18 protein-coding genes and 4 pseudogenes are annotated in these 22,007 nt (G+C 70.5%); 12 read left to right on the forward strand and 10 right to left on the reverse strand.

Annotated features, from left to right (window positions below; genetic code table 11):
• Positions 1-406: 406 nt before the first annotated feature.
• From ABZV31_RS29045 to ykgO, 3 genes are all read left to right on the forward strand, one after another.
• The gene (locus ABZV31_RS29045; protein WP_355899612.1) at positions 407-637 is read left to right on the forward strand and encodes a helix-turn-helix transcriptional regulator; all 231 of its coding nucleotides are present in this window, start codon (positions 407-409) and stop codon (positions 635-637) included.
• Positions 638-895: 258 nt separating this feature from the next.
• Entirely contained in the window at positions 896-1,060 is a 165-nt protein-coding gene (rpmG, locus tag ABZV31_RS29050) for a 50S ribosomal protein L33 (RefSeq protein ID WP_351308460.1), read from the forward strand.
• A gap of 75 nt (positions 1,061-1,135) precedes the next feature.
• Complete coding sequence (gene ykgO, locus ABZV31_RS29055; protein WP_355899614.1) at positions 1,136-1,258, forward strand: type B 50S ribosomal protein L36; 123 nt, start codon at positions 1,136-1,138, stop codon at positions 1,256-1,258.
• A 188-nt stretch (positions 1,259-1,446) separates the two neighbouring features.
• Here the strand turns inward: ykgO and ABZV31_RS29060 are convergent, their stop codons facing one another.
• Positions 1,447-1,602 carry a DUF6131 family protein gene (locus ABZV31_RS29060; protein WP_355899616.1) on the reverse strand — a complete coding sequence of 52 codons (156 nt, stop codon included), beginning with the start codon at positions 1,600-1,602 and terminating at the stop codon, positions 1,447-1,449.
• Between the two features lie 309 nt (positions 1,603-1,911).
• Here ABZV31_RS29060 and ABZV31_RS29065 point away from each other — a divergent pair.
• A pseudogene (locus ABZV31_RS29065) lies at positions 1,912-2,025 on the forward strand (alpha/beta hydrolase); the annotation flags it as partial.
• 62 nt (positions 2,026-2,087) lie between these two features.
• On the opposite strand, the pseudogene ABZV31_RS29070 reads toward ABZV31_RS29065, so the two are convergent.
• Positions 2,088-2,279, reverse strand: a pseudogene (locus tag ABZV31_RS29070) (alcohol dehydrogenase); the annotation flags it as partial.
• A gap of 68 nt (positions 2,280-2,347) precedes the next feature.
• On the opposite strand from ABZV31_RS29070, the pseudogene ABZV31_RS29075 reads away from it, so the two are divergent.
• A pseudogene (locus tag ABZV31_RS29075) lies at positions 2,348-2,774 on the forward strand (hypothetical protein).
• Positions 2,775-2,821: 47 nt separating this feature from the next.
• Here the strand turns inward: ABZV31_RS29075 and ABZV31_RS29080 are convergent.
• The 3 genes from ABZV31_RS29080 to ABZV31_RS29090 all read right to left on the reverse strand — a co-directional run bounded on the left by ABZV31_RS29080 (position 2,822) and on the right by ABZV31_RS29090 (position 5,215).
• Positions 2,822-3,859, reverse strand: a complete 1,038-nt coding sequence (locus ABZV31_RS29080; protein ID WP_355899618.1) for an alcohol dehydrogenase catalytic domain-containing protein — start codon at positions 3,857-3,859, stop codon at positions 2,822-2,824.
• A gap of 521 nt (positions 3,860-4,380) precedes the next feature.
• A complete protein-coding gene (locus ABZV31_RS29085; protein ID WP_355899620.1) occupies positions 4,381-4,797 on the reverse strand; it encodes a cupin domain-containing protein in 417 nt (138 codons plus the stop codon).
• 58 nt (positions 4,798-4,855) lie between these two features.
• Positions 4,856-5,215: a carboxymuconolactone decarboxylase family protein gene (locus ABZV31_RS29090; RefSeq protein ID WP_355899622.1), complete on the reverse strand. Its 360-nt coding sequence runs from the start codon at positions 5,213-5,215 to the stop codon at positions 4,856-4,858.
• A 175-nt stretch (positions 5,216-5,390) separates the two neighbouring features.
• Here ABZV31_RS29090 and ABZV31_RS29095 point away from each other — a divergent pair, with 175 nt between their 5' ends.
• Entirely contained in the window at positions 5,391-6,254 is an 864-nt protein-coding gene (locus ABZV31_RS29095) for a helix-turn-helix transcriptional regulator (protein ID WP_355899624.1), read from the forward strand.
• Positions 6,255-6,462: 208 nt separating this feature from the next.
• Complete coding sequence (locus ABZV31_RS29100) at positions 6,463-6,801, forward strand: hypothetical protein (protein ID WP_355899626.1); 339 nt, start codon at positions 6,463-6,465, stop codon at positions 6,799-6,801.
• Positions 6,802-6,979: 178 nt separating this feature from the next.
• Here the strand turns inward: ABZV31_RS29100 and ABZV31_RS29105 are convergent, their stop codons facing one another.
• Positions 6,980-7,774, reverse strand: a complete 795-nt coding sequence (locus tag ABZV31_RS29105) for a polysaccharide deacetylase family protein (protein WP_355899628.1) — start codon at positions 7,772-7,774, stop codon at positions 6,980-6,982.
• A gap of 739 nt (positions 7,775-8,513) precedes the next feature.
• On the opposite strand from ABZV31_RS29105, the gene ABZV31_RS29110 reads away from it, so the two are divergent.
• Positions 8,514-8,828, forward strand: a complete 315-nt coding sequence (locus ABZV31_RS29110) for a GNAT family N-acetyltransferase (protein WP_355899680.1) — start codon at positions 8,514-8,516, stop codon at positions 8,826-8,828.
• Between the two features lie 480 nt (positions 8,829-9,308).
• Here ABZV31_RS29110 and ABZV31_RS29115 read toward each other — a convergent pair.
• Positions 9,309-10,012: pseudogene (locus ABZV31_RS29115) on the reverse strand (DUF4328 domain-containing protein).
• 527 nt (positions 10,013-10,539) lie between these two features.
• On the opposite strand from ABZV31_RS29115, the gene ABZV31_RS29120 reads away from it, so the two are divergent.
• The 3 genes from ABZV31_RS29120 (at position 10,540) to ABZV31_RS29130 (ending at position 16,369) form a co-directional block, all read left to right on the forward strand.
• Positions 10,540-11,571, forward strand: coding sequence for a VCBS repeat-containing protein (locus ABZV31_RS29120; RefSeq protein ID WP_355899630.1), 1,032 nt, complete (start codon positions 10,540-10,542; stop codon positions 11,569-11,571).
• 97 nt (positions 11,572-11,668) lie between these two features.
• Positions 11,669-14,884, forward strand: a complete 3,216-nt coding sequence (locus tag ABZV31_RS29125; protein WP_355899632.1) for a BTAD domain-containing putative transcriptional regulator — start codon at positions 11,669-11,671, stop codon at positions 14,882-14,884.
• A gap of 72 nt (positions 14,885-14,956) precedes the next feature.
• Positions 14,957-16,369: an FAD-binding oxidoreductase gene (locus tag ABZV31_RS29130; RefSeq protein WP_355899633.1), complete on the forward strand. Its 1,413-nt coding sequence runs from the start codon at positions 14,957-14,959 to the stop codon at positions 16,367-16,369.
• Positions 16,370-16,540: 171 nt separating this feature from the next.
• Here the strand turns inward: ABZV31_RS29130 and ABZV31_RS29135 are convergent, their stop codons facing one another.
• Genes ABZV31_RS29135 through mdlC form a run of 3 tightly spaced genes read right to left on the reverse strand, consistent with a single transcriptional unit; the run spans position 16,541 to position 20,903 of the window.
• Complete coding sequence (locus ABZV31_RS29135) at positions 16,541-17,797, reverse strand: aromatic acid/H+ symport family MFS transporter (protein ID WP_355899635.1); 1,257 nt, start codon at positions 17,795-17,797, stop codon at positions 16,541-16,543.
• A gap of 39 nt (positions 17,798-17,836) precedes the next feature.
• Positions 17,837-19,291 carry a benzaldehyde dehydrogenase gene (locus tag ABZV31_RS29140; RefSeq protein ID WP_355899637.1) on the reverse strand — a complete coding sequence of 485 codons (1,455 nt, stop codon included), beginning with the start codon at positions 19,289-19,291 and terminating at the stop codon, positions 17,837-17,839.
• A gap of 31 nt (positions 19,292-19,322) precedes the next feature.
• Positions 19,323-20,903 carry a benzoylformate decarboxylase gene (gene mdlC, locus ABZV31_RS29145; protein WP_355899639.1) on the reverse strand — a complete coding sequence of 527 codons (1,581 nt, stop codon included), beginning with the start codon at positions 20,901-20,903 and terminating at the stop codon, positions 19,323-19,325.
• Positions 20,904-20,999: 96 nt separating this feature from the next.
• On the opposite strand from mdlC, the gene ABZV31_RS29150 reads away from it, so the two are divergent.
• The gene (locus ABZV31_RS29150; protein WP_355899640.1) at positions 21,000-21,932 is read left to right on the forward strand and encodes a LysR family transcriptional regulator; all 933 of its coding nucleotides are present in this window, start codon (positions 21,000-21,002) and stop codon (positions 21,930-21,932) included.
• Positions 21,933-22,007: the final 75 nt, after the last annotated feature.

Consider the following 22,007-nt stretch of genomic DNA (forward strand, 5'->3'; position numbering starts at 1 on the left):
CGCCCTGCCGCCCCTGCTTCTCCGATCCTGACCGACTCCGGCCCCACGTCGGTGAGGGTGACGCCCACGGCACCCCAGCCCTGCAGGACGACGGGCGGTGCACAAGCAGGCCCGGCCCGCCCCGCCGACGGGGGCGTTCCCGCCCCCGTCGGCGGGGCGGTGTACATCTGCCGGCGGCGACGGGGGCAGGAAAGGGTGCCGTAGGGCGTCTAAAGGGCCATACGGCTCTCCTGGTGGACCGTGCCCTGTGACAGGCCTGTGACAGTCGGCGGACACCGACGTGAAGTTGCCCAGGCAGGATATTTCTCAAAGAGGACAAAACGCCGCAATCAGTACTCAGGCGTATGTCCCCTGCTTCCGAGGGTGTGAGCAGTGATGACCGGGCCGATCCGTCGGAGGGAATCCCATGAGCCTCACCTTCACCACGCCGTACACCGAGGCCCCCGCGCCTGCGCTGGCCCCGCGTGAGCGGGAGACGCTGCGCCATATCGCCGCAGGGCGCACCTACCTGCAAACGGCTCGCCACATGGGGCTCTCCATGCACACGGTCGACGCCTATCTCCGCCGCATCCGGGCCAAGCTCAACATCAACAGCACGGCCGAACTCACCCGACTGGCGATCTCCCTGGGTCTGTGACGCCGGCCATCGGAGCGGGGGATGGACAATCCTGTCCATGCAGGCACTCATGCATGACGATACGTAATCGTCGAATGACTTTCTGGCATATTGCCATGTGGCGCACCAAGTCGCTGTCACCGAGGCTGATCGTTTGCAGCCCATACCTCTTCGGGCGGTGGGGTCGGGAATTTCGGGATGAAGGGCCTCGTTACAGGTCATGTGATTGGCATGGCTGGGTCAACGACCCGGTCATGGGCAGAAGGAGTGGAGAACCTCATGGCACGCAGCACCGCGCGTCCCGTCGTCAGGCTGAAGTCGACGGCCGGGACCGGCGTCACCTATGTGACGCGCAAGAACCGTCTGAACGACCCCGACCGGCTCGTCCTGCGCAAGTACGACCCGGTGGCAGGGGAGCACGTCCTCTTCCGTGAGGAGCGGTGACACCGAGCCTCGAGGCCTGTCATTCACCCCGTTTCCCGAACGGTCGTCTTCCCTGATCAGGAGGAGAACACGCGCATGAAGGTACGCAAGTCGCTGCGCTCGCTGAAGTCCAAACCCGGCGCCCAGGTGGTACGCCGACGGGGTGCGGTCTTCGTCGTCAACAAGAAGAACCCCCGCTTCAAGGCCCGCCAGGGCTGAGAGCGCCCTGTCCCTCCGGTCGGCCCGGCTCCGCAGTCAGCGGTGGCCGGGGCGGATGTCATCGTTGTCGCGCTGAGAGGTGTGCGGTCAGCCCCTGGTCGGACCCGGATGCGGAGGGGTCGTGGCCTATCCGATCGTTACGTCTCCCGGATTCTCAGGGACGCCTGACGGAGACGTTGCCGGATGGATCACCAGTAATGCCGACGGCCGGCAACCGCATGCCCCATGGAGCCCAGGATCCACAGAATGGCGCCGACCACGACAAGGATGACGCCAATGGTCCACAGGATTGATATGCCGGTGAGGAAGCCGACGACGAGCAGGATGACGCCGAGGACGATCATGACCGCCTCCTGTTGCAGGTAGTGCTTTTTTCACGGGTACCCAGATTTCACCGTGCACGCAAAACGGCGACTCGTCGCCCCGTAATTCACCGTGCCTGCACCCATCGGGTGCGTCTGCTGTCCAGCCGCGCATCCAAGGGCTCGGCTGAGGAGCGTCGGAGCGCGTGAGACGTGCCGCCGGAGCGGATTTGCTGAAACGGCAACAAGATTGGCTGCGTCCACCGCCTGCGCCACATGATCGGGAGGGAGCCGTTGCACGCCAGGCCCGCCTCGGCCCGGCGCGAGCAGATCAGCAGCCCGGGAGGATTCATGCCGCAGCAAGCCACGGACTTCACCCACCGGCTGGTCTCTTCCCCGGCGGGCCGGATCCACCTGGTGGAGCAGGGCGCAGGGCCACTGGTGCTGCTCGTACACGGCTTCCCATGGGTGCTCGCACGGGGCGCCGATTGATGTCTTCGGGTGGGCGGGGGCGGGCGCGGAGTCCGTCAGACGAGGGTGGAGTTGTCGATGACGAAGCGGTAGCGGACGTCGGAGGCCAGGACGCGTTCGTAGGCGTCGTTGATCTGGTCGGCCGATACGGTCTCGATCGTGGTGCCGATGCCGTGCTCGGCGCAGAAGTCGAGCATCTCCTGGGTGCCGGGCAGCCCGGCGATCAGGGAGCCGGCGAAGGCACGTTGGTTGAGGGTCAGCGAGGCGCGCTTGAGGCGGAACTCGGGGCGCCGACGATGGCGAGGGTGCCGCCGGGATCGACTCCTGGCCGGCGAAGCAGCGCAACGTCGCCCGCTACCTCTTCCTCCACCCCCAGGCGCGGGAGGTGTTCGCGGACTGGGACAACCAGATTCGCGGCTACGTGGCCCGGCTGCGCGCCTGGCCGGCACCGACCCCGACGCACCCGACCTCACCCAGCTGGTGGGGGAACTGCTGCTCAAGAGCCCGGACTTCGCCAAGCTCTGGGAACGGTACGACGTGAAGGCCACGGCACCAAGACCTTCCACCACCCGGAGGTCGGCGACCTCGTCCTCGGCTACCAGTCCATGGCCCTGGAGGGCACCGACGGGCAGCGGCTGATCACCTGTCTCGCCGAACCGGGCACCCCCGAGCACGACGCGCTGGTGCTGCTGGACATGACCGCCACCGACCAGGCGGCGAAGCCGCGACAACGGCACCACTGACCAGCCCCCGGCAGACATCCGAGCGTCTGTCCATCGGGGGCTCGTCGCTACGGAGTGACGAGAACCTTCAGCGCCTCACGCCGGTCCATGGCCCGGTAGCCATCGGGCACCTCCTCCAGGGACACGGTGCGGTCAAAGACACGTCCGGGCTCGACCGTCCCGTCCAGAACGGCGGGCAGCAGCTCGTCGATGTAGGCGCGCACCGGTGCCGGGCCGCCGGTCAGAGTGATGTTGGGGCCGAACAGGCTGCCGAAGCCCACCGGTGCCTCCTCGTACTGCGGGACGCCGACCCGGCTGATCACACCGCCAGGCCGGACGGCACCGACGGCCATCTCGTAGGCGGGCATGTGGCCCACGGCCTCCAGCACGGCTCGGGTGCCGTGGCCGCCGGTCAGCTCGCGGACCTTGGCGATGCCCTCCTCACCGCGTTCGGCGACGACGTCGGTGGCGCCGAAGTCGCGGCCGAGGTCGGTGCGGTCCTTGTGCCGCCCCATGAGGATGATCCGCTCCGCGCCGAGCTGCTTGGCCGACAGGACCGCGAGCAGGCCCACGGCGCCGTCGCCGATGACGGTGACCGTGTCGCCCGGCCGGATCCGGGCCTGCCTGGCGGCGTGGTAGCCGGTGCCGTACACGTCGGAGAGCGTCAGCAGCGACGGCAGGAGGGCCGAGTCCTCGCCGACCGGGAGCTTGACCAGGGTGCCCTGGGCCTGCGGGACACGGACAGCTTCGGCCTGGGCGCCGCCGACGCCGCCGGCCCCGTACCAGCCGCCCTTCGGGCAGGAGGTGTGCAGGCCCTCGCGGCAGAACTCGCAGGTGTTGTCGGCGAAGGCGAACGGCGAGACGACGAAGTCGCCGCGCCGCAGGCCGGATACGTCCGAGCCGATCTCCTCGACGATTCCGAGGAACTCATGGCCCATGGGCGCGGGGCCGTCGGAGGCGGCCAGGGAGTGGTAGGGGTGCAGATCGCTGCCGCAGATGCAGGAGCGCACGATCCTCACGACCGCGTCGGTGGGCTGCTCGATGACCGGGTCCGGCGCGTCCTGGACGCGCACGTCACCGGCCTCGTACATGAACGTTGCCCGCATGGGGACATCTCACTTTCTACGTGATGGATGAGGGTGAACTCGAAGGGGCGCTGCGGTGAGGCGGGCGCCCGGCGGCCGCGTGGTGCCGCGCCGCCGCGGGCCGGCGGGCCGGGATCCGGGAGTGCCGCCGTGAGGGCGCGTTCCGGCTCGCATGGCGGAGAATTGCGCCTGGTCATGGCACGAGCAGGACGAACTTTCCGTGGGCCCCGCGCGAGCGCAGTCGTTCGGCCGCCACGGCCCCGGTGCCAAAGGCGAGGCTGATGCAGATCGGGGACCGCGCCCGGCCGTCAGCGACCGCGGGCAGCAGTTGCTCGTCGGCTGCGGCAATCACGGCTGAGGGCGACGGCCCGGGCACCTACCAGCAGCTGGCCGGAACCGGCCTGGGGCACAGGAACCTCCCGTGGCCCGCCGTCGTGTCCGGTGCCGCCGAACAGGGCGGTCATCGTCATGCGCACACGCACTCCTTCACGTGCGGGTGGCGCGTGTCCGGTCGACCGGACGGGCCCGCCGGGCGGCCAGGGTCAGTAACCGCTGCGGGTACGGGGGGCGTTGTACTGCTCGTCGGTGACCTTCTCCAGCCACGTCGTCTCCGGCCGGTCGTCGCCCGGCCCCTCCCACATCGCCAGGTGCTGCATGAACCGGTCCGGGGTGGCGCCGTGCCAGTGCTCCTCGCCGGGCGGGCAGGTGACCGTCTCACCGGGGTGGGCCTCGAAGACGGTGCCGTCGCGGGTGCCGATCAGGGCGATGCCCTCGACGACGTGCAGGGTCTGTCCGACGGCGTGGTGGTGCCACGCGGTGCGGGCGCCCGGGGAGAAACGGACCATGTTGGCGCGCATCCGGGAGGGCTCCCGGCCGGCGTGGATGACGTCGAACCACACGTCCCCGGTGAACCAGTCGTCCGGGGCCTTCGTGGTGGGCTGAGGCTTCACAAACTCCATCGGTGTCCAGTGTCCTTCTTCTTCGGGGTTCTGCGACCGCCGGTGCCGAGGGCGGGTGTCAGGTCCCAGGGGTGTCCGTGCCGCCGACGATGTCCTTGAGCCGGCCGAGTGCGCTCATGGCATTGGGCCAGCCGGCGTAGAACGCCAGGTGGGTGAGCGCCTCGACCAGCTCCTCACGGCTCAGCCCGTTGTCCATCGCGAGCCGCAGGTGGAAGTCGAGCTGGTCTGTCCGGTACAGCGCCGCCAGTGTGGTCACGGTGATCAGACTGCGGTCCCGCGGCGAAAGCTCCGGGCGCTCCCACACATCCCCGAACAGCACGCTGTCGGTGAGCTCCACCATCTTCGGCGCGAGATCACCGAGCGCCTTCTGCGCCGCAGATTCCTTTTGCGACACGACATCATCCCTCTCCTGCTTCATCGGGCCGGAAAAGCTATGCGGGTCGAAATCCGCAGGGCTTCTTCCGGTGCCACGGGTTCCAGGCTTGCACCCGTACGCGGGCCCGCAAAGGGGAGAGTCCTCTCCTGGGAGGAAAACATCCTGGGAGAGGACTCTCCCCCCAAGGGGGTCGACGGCCGGTGCCACACTGGGAGACATGAGCCCCGACGCACACCTCAACGAGCTGGGAGAGTTCCTCAAAGTCCGCCGGGCCGAGCTCAGCCCCCGCACCGTGGGCCTGCCCGACACCGCAGGCCCACGCCGGGTCGCCGGGCTGCGCCGGGAAGAGGTCGCCCAGCTCGCGGCCATCTCCACCGACTACTACACCCGCCTGGAGCAGGGCCGCATTCAGGCCTCCGCGCCCGTCCTCGATGCCCTCGCCCAGGCCCTGCACCTCGACGACGACCAGCGCAACTACCTCTTCAGTCTCGCCGGAAAAGAAACCGCACGCCCGCGGCGCCGGGCACGGCAGAAAGTCCAACCGCAATTGCGGCGCCTGTTGGACGACCTCACCGCCACTCCGGCCATTGTCATGGGCCGCCGCATGGACGTCATCGCCTGGAATTCCCTCGCGTCAGCGCTCATCACCGACTTCGGTCAGATTCCGGAAAAGCACCGGAATTACGTTCGCATTCTCTTCACGGACCCGGCCATGCGCACTCTGTACGCCGACTGGGAGACCGTGGCCCGCACCTGCGTCGCCCAGCTGCGCATGGAGGCCGCGAAGTACCCCGACGACCCCCGCCTGACCGCGCTCGTCGGAGAGCTGTCCGTGCAGGACCCCCACTTCCGCAAGTGGTGGGCCGCCCACCACGTCGCCACCCTCAGCGTCGGCACCAAAATCCTCAGGCACCCCGTCGCCGGTGAACTCTCTTTGGACTGGGACACGCTCACCGCCAGCACCGACCCCGACCAGCAACTCGTCATCTGGACCGCCGAAGTCGGCACCCCCACCCACGACGGGCTGCGCATCCTTGCCTCCTGGGCTGCCGACCGGCACCCCATGGCACCCACCGACTGAACGCTCCGACGCTGCCACTGGGGTGGCTTCGCGGTGTGCTCGGGCTGAGCGGCGGCGACGTACCGCATGGCGGTCTGTTCCGTGATGCCGAACAACCGTCCGACCGAGTGGTGCGTATGGCGTTGCCGCCGTCGTCATGGGCCATCGAGTTCTCCACGGTGGAGCGGTTCTGATGAATTCCCCAAGCCACTGGCAGTACATTCATGCCATGACCGAGCAATTTTTCCCTCCGTTCGAGACAGCTCAGCTAATCGCGGAGGATCTTCGAGGAAAGTTGGTTCTGTCACCGCAAGCGGGGCCGGTGGACATCGTCGAAGCCCAAGGTGACAGCCAGGCCTGGCCAATTACCGTGCGCTTCTCGGCAGAGTCCCAGAAATGGCCGTCGCCTCGCTCCTGGGAAGTCACTTTCGAAGAGGGCGACATCCTCTCCGGGGAGTCGGTACACGCGAACGCGGCCGCGCTTGCCGAGAATGCCGTGACGCTTCTTCTGGAGACTCTGGCGACAGGAGTCGTAGGCGGAATTCGCGAAGTGAACGGAGAATTTTGATCGAGCCGCCCCAAACCGAATGGGTCGGGGCCTGCGCCGCGGCATGATCGGCCGCCCCCGCCGCAAACCGGACTTAATGCTCGCGGAGGTGGCGGGGTCGGAGGCGCTCGGCGGCGGTCTCGCGGAGACCCGACCACCGACGTCCCGGCGGCAACGGTCACACCCGGATGAGGCGCGCTCAGCGCACCGGGAAGCCGAAGGAGTATCCCTGCTGCTTCAGCCACGGCAGGATCTCGCGCAGGGCGGCCACGGTCTGGGAACGGTCCCCGCCCGCATCGTGGAAGAGGACGGTCGGGCCGTTGGAGATCTCATTCTTGACGGTGGCGACCATGGCGTTGGTGCCGGGACGCTCGAAGTCCCTGGAGTCGACGTTCCAGCCCAGCGGCCGCATACCCCGGGACGCGGCGAGCCGGCGGCTGTACGGGGTGAAGGCACCGCCCGGGGCCCGGTAGTACAGCGGCCGGACGCCCCCGGACGCCTCAGTGATCATGCGCTCGGCGTCCAGAATCTGTTGTGACTGGTAGGCCTCGGACTTGGTGTCCATGGTGGTGTCGTGCGACACCGTGTGGTCACACAACCGGTGCCCGGCCGCCACCACCGCCTTGACCAGGTCCGGGTGCGCCCGGGCCTGCGTGCCCACCATGCAGAACGTGGCCTTCACGCCGTTCTCCCGCAGCACCTGCAGCACCCGCGGCGTCCAGACCGGGTCCGGTCCGTCGTCGATGGTGATGTTGACGCCCCGGGCGCCACGGTCCGAGGCATGGGCGATGTCCACCGACACTGCCGCCCCTCCGGGGCCCTGCGACCGGGCATCCGGCGCGGAGGGGTGCGCCGAGACGCCCGCTCGTGCGTGCCGCCCCTCGACGGGATCGGCCTGCGCGGTCCACACCGAGGTGGCCGCGGCCACCGCCGTTACCCCGACCGCCGCCGCGAGCACCCGGCCGTACCATCCCCGTCCGCCACGCCGCACCATGTCCGCCCCGTTCCTTGCCGTCTCCGTAGATGCCGTGCACCCGTCAGGACGGAGGCAGGCCGCCACCGGATCCGTCCGTTACCGATCACGGACGATTCTGCGGGGATTCGGCGACAGGCCGGTGACACAACGACGGCATGACGGGCGGACGGAACCCATCTAGCGGCCCCGGGCAGGGCGTCAGGTTCCGGACGCGATGGCCCAGGCGCGCAACTGACGGGCGACCCTCGGGCGTTCGTGAGGCTGGGCGCGGTATGGAGTACTCGCTTCGGGATGCTCCGCACGTGGGACACCAGTTGCCGAAGTCGGCGGCAGGACTGTGTCCGGGACACCGGCTCGCGAGTGCCGTAGTGGTCGCCGAGGATACGTGTCCCCCCGTACCGCTTGTTGAACATCGATGCGTCGTGCGGGTAGTGGAGGTTCGTGTCGTCGGCATGTACGACGCCGACGGACAAGAACGGCCGGCCGTCCGGCGCGTGATACGCCGGCGTCCACGCCGGAGCACGGTGAAGGCGGCAACCGTGTGCCTGGCACTTGGGGCGGGATGTCAGTGCCTGCCGATAGCGTCGCGACCCATGAGTGATCAACGATTGGCAGTGGTTGTCCGCCGGGCTGAGCACGCGGACGTTGACGGGCTCGTGGCGTGCAGTAGCGCGTTGCCGAGGACGCCGGGACTCGGGATCCAAGCATTGACATCGATTGGCCTCGTGAGCACGGGCCCCAACGTTTCGCCGCTGGTATAGGTGATCCGAACCGGCTCTTGCTCGTTGCTGACCGTAACGGCGAGGTGGTGGGGCATCTTGTGGGTGCGCTGGTAGAGGCGTCTGAGATGAAGCCGGTGAAGGTCGCGACGCTGGTGAGCATGTATGTGCAGCCAGCACATCGCCGAAGCCGGATCGGAGGGCGTCTGATCGCAGAGTTCTTCGGCTGGGCGAAGGAGGCAGGGGCTGGAGCAGCAGAGGTGACGGCATACTCAAGCAATGCCGAGGCCATCCGGTTCTATGAGCGCAACGGCTTCGCGTCTCAGTCGGTGACTCTGCGGACGTCTTTGTAGCTCATGAGCCTGGTGGGCGGTGGACGTTCGCCCACCAGGTCATCCGTCGCCGGCGCAACGGGATTGTGTGACGGCTGTCAGGACTGGTGCTTCGGTGGTCCAGTTGTGCCAGATGGCGGCTGCCAGGGCGAGCAGGCGCTGGCCGGTGTGGGCGAAAACTCCAGCTGGGGCCTGGTCGAGGTCGGTGCTGCGGAAGCGGCCCACGGTCTGGCGGTCCCAGCTTCAGCCGCCAGGCGATCGTGCTGAGGGTCCAGCCCCCTCCGCCGCAGCCGACGGCACAGCCCCCGAGGCCGACGGGCCCCTGATTCCCAAAGAGCCTCAACTGTGGCGGCTTGGACCGGTTCCGCGGACGCGTCGCTGGAGGGCCGGCCTGACACTGCTTCAAGATGGCCTGCTTGCCGTCCTCCAAGCCTGGCGCCTGCGTTCGCGCCCGTATGAAGGCCGGGAAGAGTCCGGTGTCGTCCGGTGTCAGGCGACGGCTCAGGACGGCGACTTGGCAGGTTGGGACACCGGGCCGGCGCCGTGCTGCCGCAGGGGCTCGTCGATGTGTTCCTGCTGCACTGCGGTGAGGGCACGGACCACGAGCATGGCAGCAACGACAGCACCGAAGTTGGCCGCGTCAGCGGCCAGCAACGGCGGCACGTCCGTGTAGGCGCGCGCGATAACGGCGTCCGTGGAGTCGGCGTACATCAGTCCGGCTCCGCTGAGCAGCCCGGCCAGCCACAGGCCCCACCACCGGTTCACCGCGCGCGGCAGCCGCTGTTCCGGTGCGCTCGCCTGGTGGATGTCCGCGACGATGCCGCGGGGCACCCAGAGGTTCACGATCGGCACGATCCAGCCGGCGTAGACCACGGCCGGGCGTACCGCGGCCGCTGCTTCGACAGGACGTACGCGTTGTCCCGGACGCGCCACAGCCACGCCAGGAACGTGATCGCGCAAAGGGCCGTGGTGGCATCCCCCAGGGAACTGACGACGTGGTAGGCGTTCTCCAGTGCCGTCAGCGGGCGGTGCCGGCCCTCTCCTTGGCCTGGTGACCCAGGATCCGGCCGGCCCGCCGCGGCGAGTTGCATGTGCCACACGGCCCGGGCCACCCAGGCGGCACCGGCGAGGAGGAAGGCGGCAACCGTCATGCGGGCCGCTCCCCGGACTGGACGCAGGGCGGACCGGGCATCGCGATCGATCATCCGCTCATCCTGGTGCAGGGGAGGCCTCAACCACCAGGCCGTGATGTCTGCCTCGTCGTTTCCTGGGCGCGGTGCCGTTCCGGCCCGCGGCGATCGCCTTGCATCGCCCGTTCGCGTCGTTGTCCGTCACCGCATTGCGCAGCCGTCATTCCCATGCCACCAGCAGACGCCTGGTACCGGCTGGCGGCCAGCGGGCTCGGCCAGCGGGCTCGGCGCGCGGGCGAGGCCGGGACCTGCCGGGTCAGACGCAGGTTGCGGCGTTCCAGCCTCTGGGGCCGACTCGGCACGCCCTCGAAGACGAGAACGGCCTGCAGCACGTGGAAGAAGGTCTCCGGCCGAAATGTCCTGCAAGGGCGCCTCGAGGGGCTGCCGCGAGAAGCACGGGAACATTGGTCAACGCCTGGGAAATTCGCGCCCCCTTCAGGGCAACCCCCTCACCGTGCGGTGAGTCGTACTGGGCGGCAACGTGAGGATCTTGGGCCCTCCGTGCGTCGACTGCCCTCATGCAGACAGGAGTTGGTGCCCCCGTGAGCACGCGTGGATTCCGTCGTCGTCTCGGGCTCGCGGTGGCCACGGCCGTCATCGGGACCGTCGTCGGCCCGGTGGCCGCGCATGCGGCCGGTGCACGGACCGTCGGGGTGCGCGCCGACTTCAACGGCGACGGGTACGCGGGCCTTGCCGTCGCCGCCCCGTGGGGCAGGATCGACGGTCACGCGCGTGCCGGGTATGTGGGGATCGCGTACGGCTCGGCGAAGGGGCTCAACACCGCGCACCGGCAGGTCATCAGCCGGGACACGGCGGGCATACCGGGCGTCGCCGAGGCCGACGACCACTTCGGCAGCGGCCTCGCCCTCGGAGACCTGGACGGCGACGGGTACGCGGACCTCGTCGTCGGCGCCGGGGGAGAGGACGTGGGCTCCGTCCGGGGCGCGGGCACCCTGACCGTCGTATGGGGCGGGCCGAAGGGGCTGTCCGGGGGTTCGACCGTGGCCACCGGAGAAGAGGGCGACCGCGTCAACGCCCAGCAGCCCGCCGTCGGTGACTTCAACGGCGACGGCCACCTCGACCTGGCCACGGCCAACCGCCTGCTGTACGGGCTGTTCGGGCGCACGACCGGCGCCGCGCACTCCGGTGATCTGTCGCTCGACTCCGACTACGCCACCGACGACGTCGCCGCCGGGGACATCGACCACGACGGCATCACCGACCTGGTCGGGCTCATCCACGACTACGGGGACGAGGACTCGACCGACTCGGAGGCGATCGCCCGCCGCGCGGTCTACCTGCACGGCACCCGACAGGGCCCATCCCGAGAGCGGCACCTCGTTCCCCTTCGACCCCAAGCCCAAGAACAACGCCGCCAAGGTCGTGGTGAACCCCGCGTCGTAGGACGTTCCGGCGGCGGGTACGGCAGGGGTCGTCACGCGAGTGGGGCCGTCCAGCTCGGTCACCCTCCGCCCTCCGGCGTCGTTGACCAGGTGTTTCAGGCATTGGCTGTGGGGGGACGGCTCCCGACACACGGCGGGAGTCGGGCCCTCACGGCGCAGTGGAACCACTGAGCAGGACCCCGCGGCGGGCGCCCGCGGGTGCTTCCCGCGGGTGCTTCCCGCCGGTCCTGGCACCGGTCAGGCGGTAGCCTGCTCGTGAGGGGCAGCCATGGCCGATGAGGTACGCATCCGGCTCCTCGGCGGTTTCGGTGTGGCGGTCGGGGACCGCCCGGTCGCCGCCGGGGCGTGGCGGCTGCGCAAGGCGCGGAGCCTGCTGAAGCTGCTGTGCCTGACACCCGGCCACCGGATGCACCGGGAGCGCCTCTACGACCTGCTGTGGCCGGACCTCGACCGGACGGCCGCGTCGAACAATCTGCACCAGGTGCTGCACGCCGCGCGGCGTGCACTGGCCTCCACGGGGGCGCCCGGCGACGTCGTCGTCCTCCGCGACGACCTGGTGCTGCTCGGCCCCGACGGCGAGGTGCGGATCGACGTCGACGAACTCGACGAGGCGGTCCGGCGGGCCTCGCACGACGGCGCCCCGGCGAACTACCGAGCCGCGCTCACCCTGGCCGAGCCCGGGCTGCTGCCCGAGGACACCTACGAGCCATGGGCGCGCGAGGCGGCCGCGGCCCTGGAGCTGCGGCGTACCACGCTCAGGTTGGGGCTGGCCGAGGCACTCGAGCGCGATCACCGCACGGCCGAGGCGATCGACGTGCTGCGAGACCTGATCGCCCAGGAGCCCCTGCACGAGCCCGGCCACCGGGCGCTGATGCGGGCCCTGGCCGACGCCGGGCGGCGCCGGGAGGCGCTGGCCGCCTATGAGCGTCTGCGGGACGCGCTCCGCCATGACACCGGCGCCGACCCCGACCCGCAGACGCGCCGCCTGTACCGCGCGCTGCTGGCCGACTCGGTCGAGGCGCGGGAGCCGCGGCGGGACGCCCCACGGCACAATCTGCCGGCCCAGGCGACCGGCCTCATCGGCCGGAAACGCGAGATCGCCGAGGTGGAGGAACTGCTCGGGCGCAGCAGGCTGCTGACCCTCACGGGGGCCGGCGGCTGCGGCAAGACCCGGCTCGCGCTCGCCGTGGCGGCGCGGCGGGTCGACGCCTTCCGGGACGGCGTGTGGTTCGTGGACCTCGCCGCGCTGACGGAACCGCACCTCGTACCGGACGCGGTCGCCGCCGTACTCGGGCTGCGGCTTCCGCCGTCCGGCGGGGCGCGGAACGCGCTGGTCGCACAGCTCGGCGGCCGGGAACTGCTGCTGGTGCTGGACAACTGCGAGCACCTGGTCGACGCGTGCGCCGCTCTGGCCTCCGATGTGCTGGCCCGCTGCCCCGGCGTTGCGGTGCTCGCGACCAGCCGGGAGCCGTTGCGCAGCTACGGGGAACGCACCTTCAGGGTGCCGTCCCTGAGTCTGCCGGACCCGCGCCGGCTGCCGTCCGTGGAGGAACTGGGTCGTTTCGCCTCCGTGCGGCTGTTCGTGGAGCGGGCCGCCGACGCCGCCCCCGGATTCCGGCTGAGCTCGGGCAACGCGGCTGCTGTCGCACAGATCTGTTTCCGGCTCGACGGAATGCCCCTGGCCCTGGAGTTGGCGGCGGCGCGGGTGCGCGTCCTGGCCCCGCGCCAGATCGCCGAACGGCTCGACGACACCCTGGCCCTCCTCGGTCGCGGCAGCCGGCACGGCGTGACCCGGCAGGAGACGCTGCTGGCGACCCTGGAGTGGAGCCACCGGCTGCTCGACGACGAGGAACGACGCCTGTTCCGTCGGCTCGCCGTCTTCGCCGGAGGCTTCTCGCTGACCGCGGCCGAGGAGGTGTGCGCCGACGGTGTCGCCCCCGCGGCGGTGCTGGACCTCCTCGGCCAACTGGCCGACAAATCACTGGTGTGGGTGGAGCCCGGGCAGGACGAGGCCCGCTACCGGCTGCTGGAGACGATCCGTCAGTACGCGGCGGAGCGCCTGCGTGCCGCCGGGGAACTGGCGGCGACCCAGGCCCGGCACCAGCGCTTCTACCTGGCGCTGGCCCAGGCGCGGGACCGCGAGCCGCTCACCGGAATCTCCGGGGCGACGTCGCTGGAACTGGAAGCCGACTACGACAACCTCCGCGCCGCCCTGCGGTCGTTGTTGCGCAGCGACCCGGACAGCGCGCTGCGCCTGGCGGTCGCGCTGCGGGTGTTCTGGTCCGAACGCGGGCGCCTCGCCGAGGGGCGACGCTGGCTGGACGACACCCTGGCCGCCGCCCCGGAGCCCACCCCGCAGCGTGCGAGGGCGTTGATGGGACAGGGCGTGCTCGCGATCCGCCTCGGTGATGGATCCCCGCTGGAGGACATCGGTGCGCAGATCGTCGGGATCCAGCAGCGGCGGTCGGACCCGGCGGCGCTGGGGTACGCCTACCACCAGCAGGCGGTCCTGCTCTGGATGCGCGGTACGTGGGACCGCGCCCGCACGGCTCTTGACCGAGCCCGTGCTCTCGCCCGCGACGCGGGCGAGCCCTCGGTCCTCGCCACCGCCGCGCACCTCGAGGGCGTCTGGGCCGTCTGCCGCGGTGAGGGCACGGCGGCCCGCGAGGCCTGCACGGAAAGTCTGCGGCTGCTCGACGAGGTGGCGGAGGTGACCCGCCCGTTCTTGCCGGTCATGACACCCGGTTACGAGGTCGAGGAGGACGACGCGGGGCAGGTGTCGCTGTTCTTCGAGGAAACGGTGCTCGCGGGCCGGACGGTCGGCACGGCCCGGGCACGCGGATACGTCCTGGCGAACCTCGCGTGGGCGACCCGCCTGGAGGGCGATACCGGCGGGGCCACGGCAGCCGCCGAACGCAGCCTCGACACCTTCCGCGCGCTCGCCGACCCGCACGGGGAGTCCCTGGCCCTCAACACCCTCGGCAACATCTGCCGGACCCGGGGCGACCGCGACGCGGCCCGGGAATACCTCGACGCCGCGCTGGCGATCAGGTGCCGGCTCGGCGACCGCCGGGAGGAGGGCATCACCCTCGGCTGTCTCGGCCTGCTCGACCTGGGCGACGGGAACACCGAAAGCGCACGGGCCACCATCGCCCGCGCCCTGGCGGGCTTCGAGGAGACCGACGACATCCCGGGCACCACCAACAGTCTGCTCCACCTCGGACTCGTGGCCCGGGCCGCGGGTGACCCGGCGGGAGCCCGCACCCTGCTGACCCGCGCCCAGCGGCTGGAGCACGTCGCCGGGTCGCCCTCCGCCGCCGGATGGGTGGCGCTCATGCTGTCGCAGCTGGCACGGCAGGCGGGTGACCGCGTCGCCGCCGGGGCGTCGGCCGCCCGGGCCGGGGACCTCTTCGCCGGGCTGGGCGACACACGGGGCCCGGCGGTCCTGCGGCGCACGGCGCCACAGGTGCAAAACGGCTGCTGAGTGAGTGCTAAGAGGCACTGCCTACGGTCCTGAGTGTCGAAGCGAGCACCCACCCACACGGAGGAGCCGACGATGTCGATCGACGCGGCAAAGGGCGTCCTGGGGGACGCCACCATAGGTGAGCTTGAGGCAGGCCTGCGCGGCACGGTTGTCCGCCCGGGCGACGCCTCCTACGACCAGGCCCGAACGGTCTGGAACGCGTCCCATGACAAGCACCCGGCCCTCATCGTGCGCTGTACCGGGACCGCGGACGTGATCCGCGCCGTCGAGTTCGCACGCAGCGAGGATCTGCTCGTCGCCGTGCGCGGCGGCGCTCACAGCATCGCCGGTTTCTCGACCTGCGACGACGGCATCGTCATCGACCTGTCGGCCATGAACGGCGCTGTCGTCGATCCCGTACGGCGTCGGGTGGTCGCCCAGGCCGGCCTGACGTGGGGCGACCTCGACCATGAGACGCAGGCCTTCGGCCTGGCCGTGACCGGAGGCCTGATCTCCACGACCGGCATCTCCGGTTTCACGCTCGGCGGCGGGGTGGGCTGGCTTGTGCGCCGCCACGGCCTGGCCTCCGACAATCTGACGGCGGCCGAGGTCGTCACCGCCGACGGTCGTGTGGTGCGCGCCGATGAGCGAGAGCACCCGGAGCTGTTCTGGGCCCTGCGGGGCGGCGGCGGCAACTTCGGTGTCGTCACGTCGCTCGAGTACCAGCTGCACCCGGTGGGGCCGCAGGTCCTGGCCGGCCTCATCGTCTACCCCCTCGCGGAGGCCCGGCAGGTGATCACGCGCTGGCGCGAACTGACCGCCCAGATGCCCGACGAGCTGACGACAGTGGTCAACCTGACGACCGCGCCTCCGCTGCCGTTCCTGCCCGAGGAGGTCCACGGCACCCGGGTCGTGGTGCTGGCCGGCATGTACGCGGGCCCTCCCGCGGCCGGTGAGGCGGCCGTCGGTCCGCTGCGCAGGCTGGGGACACCGATCGCCGACCTCATGGGCCCCATGCCGTACATGGGCATGCAGTCACTGCTCGACCCGCTATGGACGGCCGGCGCCCACAACTACTTCACTTCGGCGTTCATCGAGCCGTCCGACGCGGCGATCGACGCGCTGCTGCGGCAGCACCTGACGACACCCACGCCCTTCAGCGAACTGCACCTGCACCAACTGGGCGGTGCCTTCGCCCGCGTGCCCGCCGAGGCCACGGCCTTCAGCCAGCGGGAGGCGAGCGTGCTGTGCAACGTGATCGCGCGCTCTCCCGAAGCGACCGGCTTCGACGCCCATGTCGAGTGGGCCCGCGAAGCCCGCAAGGAGATCGCACGCCACGGCCGCGGGACCATGTACGTCAACTTCACCGGCGACGCAGCCGAGGACAAGGTGCACGCTTCGTACCCGGACGCCGTCCACGAACGGCTCGTGCGGGTCAAGGACACCTACGACCCCACGAACATGTTCCGCCTCAACCAGAACATCCGTCCCTCAGCGGCGAGGTGACGGAACCCTCCGTGTCGGTGATGGGCTGCAGCAGCATCCTGCACTTCGGGACACCGGAACGGAACTGCAGAGCCCGTGGCCGACGTCCCGAGCGCTTCCGCCAGGCTGGGCCGTGTCCGCGAAGTCGGGCAGGCCCAGCCGTGGGCGGGTGAAGGTGACCAGGGCCTGGCATCAGGTGACGGGCTGGACGTCCTCCGCCGGTGTGTTCTCCGTCCGGCGTGGCAGGGTCAGCACGGCCAGGAAGCCGAGGACCGCGACCGCGGAGAAGAAGTAGAAGCCCCAGGGGTGGCCGATTCCTGCGGCGACCAAAGCGCCGGTGATCGACGGGCCGACGATCGAGCCGATCCGGCCTATGCCCGAGGCCGAGCCGAGGGCGGTGCCACGGACGGAGGCCGGGTAGAAGTTCGTCACATAGGCGTAGACGAGCACCTGGGCCGAGAAGACGAAGACACCGGTGAGGAAGACGACGACGTCGAGCAGGATGTCGCTGTTCATCTTGATGCTCAGGCACGCCAGCATCACCACCGAGACCGCGAACCAGCCGAGCGTGGTGCCCTTGATGCCCCGCCGGTCGGCGACGAAGCCGCCGAGGACCAGGCCGACGACGCCACCGATGTTGAGCACGAGGAGTTGGGTGACGGCTGTGGGGACGGGGTAGCCGGCGTCGTTCATGAGCTTCGGCAGCCAGGTGTTGAGACCGTAGACCAGCAGCAGCCCCATGAAGGAGGCGACCCAGACCCCGATGCCCGCGCGGAGGTATGCGGGCTTGAGCAGCTCGGTGAACGGAACACGCTGGGATCCGCTTGTCTGCTTGGCGCGGACGAAGGCCTCCGACTCCGGCAGACGGAACCACTGGATGCCGGCGATGACGAAGCCGGCGATGCCGAGGATGTAGAAGAGGATTTGCCAGTTGTCGGTCACCCGCAGCGCCAGGAGCGAGGTGATCACGGCACCGGTGTGGTAGCCGGTCATCGTCAGCGTGCTGGCCCGCGCTCGCCGGTCGGCCGGCATGTGCTCGGCCATCATCGTGAGCGACACCGGCATGCAGGCACCGAGACCCAGGCCGGCGATGAGGCGGAGCACGGCGAACATCGCGACGGAGCCGGCCAGCGGCACCAGCAGGGTGAAGAGCGAGAACAGCAGCACCGACCCGATGAGCAGGTGGCGCCGCCCCAGCCGGTCGGCCAGCGGGCCGACGGAGACCGCACCGATGGCCACGCCGACGAGTGAGAGCGTCGCGATGGTGGTCGCGTCACCCGCAGTCATGCCGAGATGATGGGTCTTGAGCAGGGTCGGGATGATGGCGCCGAGGACCACGAGGTCGTAGCCCTCGAGCATGACGGTGATCCAGCACAGGATGACCGTCCAGGCGTTGCGTCCGGCGGTGCCGGCCTGTGTTGAGGCGTCGGACGGGGTGACGGTTGTCATGGTGGCATTCCCCCCAGGGGCGGGTATGGGAGAGCGGGGTCAGAACGGGTAGTCGGCGATGTCCGGGCGGACCGTGACCCACTGGGTCTCGGTGAAGGCCTCGATGTTGGCGGCGGCGCCTCCGAAACGGGACCCGGTGCCGGAGGCCTTGACACCGCCGAAGGGGGCGTTGGGCTCGTCGCTGACGGTCTGCTCGTTGATGTGGACCTTGCCGGAGTCGATCCGGTCGGCGAGCTTCATTGCTGTCCCGACGTCCCCGAGGATGCCGACGGACAGCCCGTACTCGCAGTCGTTGACGATCCGCGCGGCTTCCTCGAGCGTCGAGAAGCCGATGACGGGTGCGACGGGGCCGAAGATCTCCTCACGCCATGCGGGCATGTCGGTCGTCAGGCCGGTCAGTACGGTGGCGCGGTAGCCGGCGCCGACGATCTCGCCGCCCGCGACGACGGTCGCGCCCGCGGCGACGCTCTCGGTGACGATGCCGTGCACCCGCTCCAGCTGACGCCGGTCGATGATCGGGCCGAGCGCCACGTCCTCGCGGGCCGGGTCACCGACCGGCAGCGCCTCGGCCTTCGCGGCGAGCGCGGTGGTGTACTCCTCCAGCAGCGACTCGTGCACGATGTGGCGGCCGGTCGTCATGCAGATCTGGCCCTGGTGCAGGTAGGAGCCGAACGCGCCGGCGGAGGCCGCCTTCTGGACGTCGGCGCCGGGCAGCACGACCAGAGCATTGTTCCCGCCCAGCTCGAGGTGGGCCCGCTTGAGGAGGCGGCCGGCCTGCTCGCCGATCGCCCGCCCGACCGGCGTGGAGCCGGTGAAGGAGACGACCCGGACCTCGGGGGCCTCGACGACCGCCTGCCCGACCGAGCCGTTGCCCGGCAGCAGGTGAAGTACCCCGGCCGGCAGCCCGGCCTCCTCGAAGACACGGGCGATGACGACGCCACCGCTCACCGTGGTGCGCGGGTCCGGCTTGAGCAGAACCGCGTTGCCGAGGGCGAGCGCGGGCGCCACCGAGCGCAGGCCGAGGATGAGCGGGAAGTTGAAGGGTGCGATCACGCTGACGACGCCGGCGGGGCGGCGGCGGGCGAGCGACCAACGGGCGTCCTCGGAGGTGAGCACCTCGCCCTGCGGGTGGGTCGGCAGCGCCGCGCACTCGAAGCACTCGCCCACGGCGAGCTGTACCTCGAAGCCGGCCTTGGCCCGCACGGAGCCGGCCTCGCGCACCAGCCAGTCCTCGATCTCGGCGGCGTGCTCGGTGAAGAGCTCACCCGCGCGCCGCAGGACGGCGGCCCGCTGCTGCGGGGAGGTCGCCGCCCACGCACGTTGGGCCTCGGCGGCGCGGGCGGCGGCGCGGCCGACGTCCTCGGCCGTGGCCAGGCCCACCGTGCCGAGCTGATCACCGGTCGCCGGCTCGACCACCGGGTGCTCGCGGGCGGACTCCTTCCAGCCGTCGCTGAAGTACTTCTTGCCCCAGACGTCGTTGTCCAGGAGTGTCATCGGTTTCCCTTTCTGCAGGAGGGCGTGGTCTTCAGGAGGGGGTGGTGAGCGCCGTGTCCACCTGGATGAGCCGGGGATGGTCCAGGCGCTCGGAGAGGACGGCACGCAGCTCCTCGACACCGGTGACGTGGTGGGAGAGGACGCCGTAGCCCTCGGCGATACGGGTGAAGTCCAGACCCGGAATGTCCAGTCCGGGGACGTCCGGCACGCCGAGCAGGCCGCCGAACCACCGCAGTGCCCCGTACGTCCCGTTGCGCAGCAGCACGATGGTCAGGGGAACCCGGTGCTGGGCTGCCGTCCACAGGGCGGTGATCCCGTAGTTGGCCGAGCCGTCCCCGATCACGCCGACGACCGGCCGGTCGGGCCGGCCCATCGCGACTCCGACAGCGCCCGGCAGCCCGAAACCGAGCCCGCCGGCCGCCGGGAAGTAGTAGGAGCCGGGCCGGCGCAGGTCCATCTGGCGCCACCACGAGGAGTTCGTCGAGGTCGACTCGACCACGTACGCGGTGTCCCCGGGCAGCTCGTCGCGCAGCGCGGCGAAGACCTGCTCGGGATGCAGGCGCGGCCCCTCGACGGTGAGCGGCTCGGGCGTGGGCCGGTAGGCACCTGCGGGCGCCGCGGGGGTGTCGAGGACCTTCGTCAGCAGGTCGATGACCGCTCCGGGGTCGGCGACCAGCGCCTCGCCCATCGGCGCCCGTGCGGCAGCGGAGGCATCTTCGGTCACCTGGATCAGCCGGGTGCCCTCCGGCAGGTACCGGCCGGGGAGGTGCTCGTGGTAGCGGAACACCGGCGCTCCGAGCACGAGCACAAGATCGTGGCCCTCCAACGCCTGGGAGATGGGCGCGATCCCGGCGGGCAGCACACCGCGGAACAGCGGGTGGCGGTTGGGGAAGGGCAGCCGGAAGAGCGACGGGGCCGCCCACACCGGACCGCCCAGGCGCTCGGCCAGGCGGACGGCGTCGTCGAAGAGACCGGCCGAGTCGATGTCGCCGCCCAGCACGAGCGCGGGCCGCTCGGCGGAGGTGACCTGCTCGGCGAGCCGACGGCCCTGCTCCCCGCCGGGCACGGAGCCACGCTGTACTTGCCGGTCGAGCACCGCCAGGCCGTTGTCGTCGGTCTCGGCCGCCCAGTCGTCGTAGGGGACGGAGAGGTACGTCGGTCGCCGCTGCAACTGCGCCTCGAACACGGCCTGCGCGAGGGCACGCGGTACGTCCTGGGCACACGCCGGCTCCGCGGCCCAGCCGACGAGGGGCTTCATCAGCGCCGGGGCGTCGACGTTGGCCAGGTTGGCCTCCGTGCCGACGGCGGACCGTACCTGCTGGCCGGCCACGATCACGAGCGGGGTCCGGGAGGCCACGGCGTTGGTCAGCGCGCCCATCGCGTTCCCGGATCCGGAGGCGGCGTGCAGGTTGACCAGGACGGGCCGACCGGTTGCCTGGGCATAGCCGTCGGCCATGCCGACCACAGCACCCTCGTGGAGGCCGAGGACGTAGCGGAAGCTGTCCGGAAGATCGGCGAGGAAGGGCAGCTCGTTGGAGCCGGGATTGCCGAAGACGGTGGTGAGCCCCTGGCGCTCCAAGAACTGGTGGGAGACACGACGCACGGATGGCACGGACGTTCCTTTCCGGAGTGACGCGCGACACGCTAGGCACCGGCGGGACATGGGCACCAATAGATGTTGCGGCGCTGCGATATAGAGTCCTTCGATATGAGGAACTTCGACCTCAATCTGACCCGCGTCTTCGTGCTGCTCTACGAGACCGGCAGCGTCACGGCCACCGCCGAGACGCTCCACCTCACCCAGCCCACCGTCAGCTACAGCCTGGCGAAGCTCCGCCGGCACTTCGACGACGAGCTGTTCCGCCGTACCGGGCGCGGACTGACACCGACCGCCGGCGCCCGCCGGCTGTACGAGCCGCTGCGGCGCGCCCTGGCGGACATCGACGGGGCGATCGGCCAGGCCGACGACTTCGACCCCGCGACCATGTCGGGCCGCTTCACACTCGCCCTGTCCGACCTCGGGGAAGCGACCCTCCTGCCTCGCCTCCTGGCGGCGGCACGCGAGCGGGCGCCGGGGGTGTCGTTCAGCGTCCGTCCGCTCGACGTGGACGACGCCGAGAGCCAGCTGCGCCGTGGTGACCTGGACGCGTTCGTGGCCACCCCGGTGCTGACCTCCCATCGGACCGTGCGGATCCCGCTCTTCCACGAGCGATACGTCGCCATGGTGGCCGCCGACCACCCCCGCGTCCGGGGCGACTCGGTCACCCTGTCGGACCTCGCGGCCGAGCACCATGCGACGGTCTTCGGCCCCAGCGGGCACGTGGTGCCGCGGGCGGTGCTGGCCGCGCACGGGCTCCTGGACCGCGTGGCCGTGGACGCCACCCGCTTCTCGATGCTTCCCTACCTGCTGGAGCAGACCGATCTGATCGCCATCGTCCCCGAGTACGTCGGGGAGGTCTTCACCGCGTCCCACCGCCTGCGCCTGGTGCGGCTGCCGTTCGAGACGGAGCCGATCGAGGTGGCCCTCTACGCACGGCACGAATCCTCGCGCAGCCCCTCGCAGCGGTGGCTGGTCCAGTTCATGGCCGAGGTACTGGGCGAGCGGGTGAGCCCGGCCCAACTGCCGCCGTACGCCCCGTAGTCGCCGCCGGAAACGTGGCGACTCACTGCCGCATCCCCGACGGCGGGGGCTCAGGCCCGCCCACCGCTGGGCGGA

The sequence above is a fragment of the Streptomyces sp. NPDC005202 genome, from assembly GCF_040608235.1.
GTDB lineage: Bacteria > Actinomycetota > Actinomycetes > Streptomycetales > Streptomycetaceae > Streptomyces.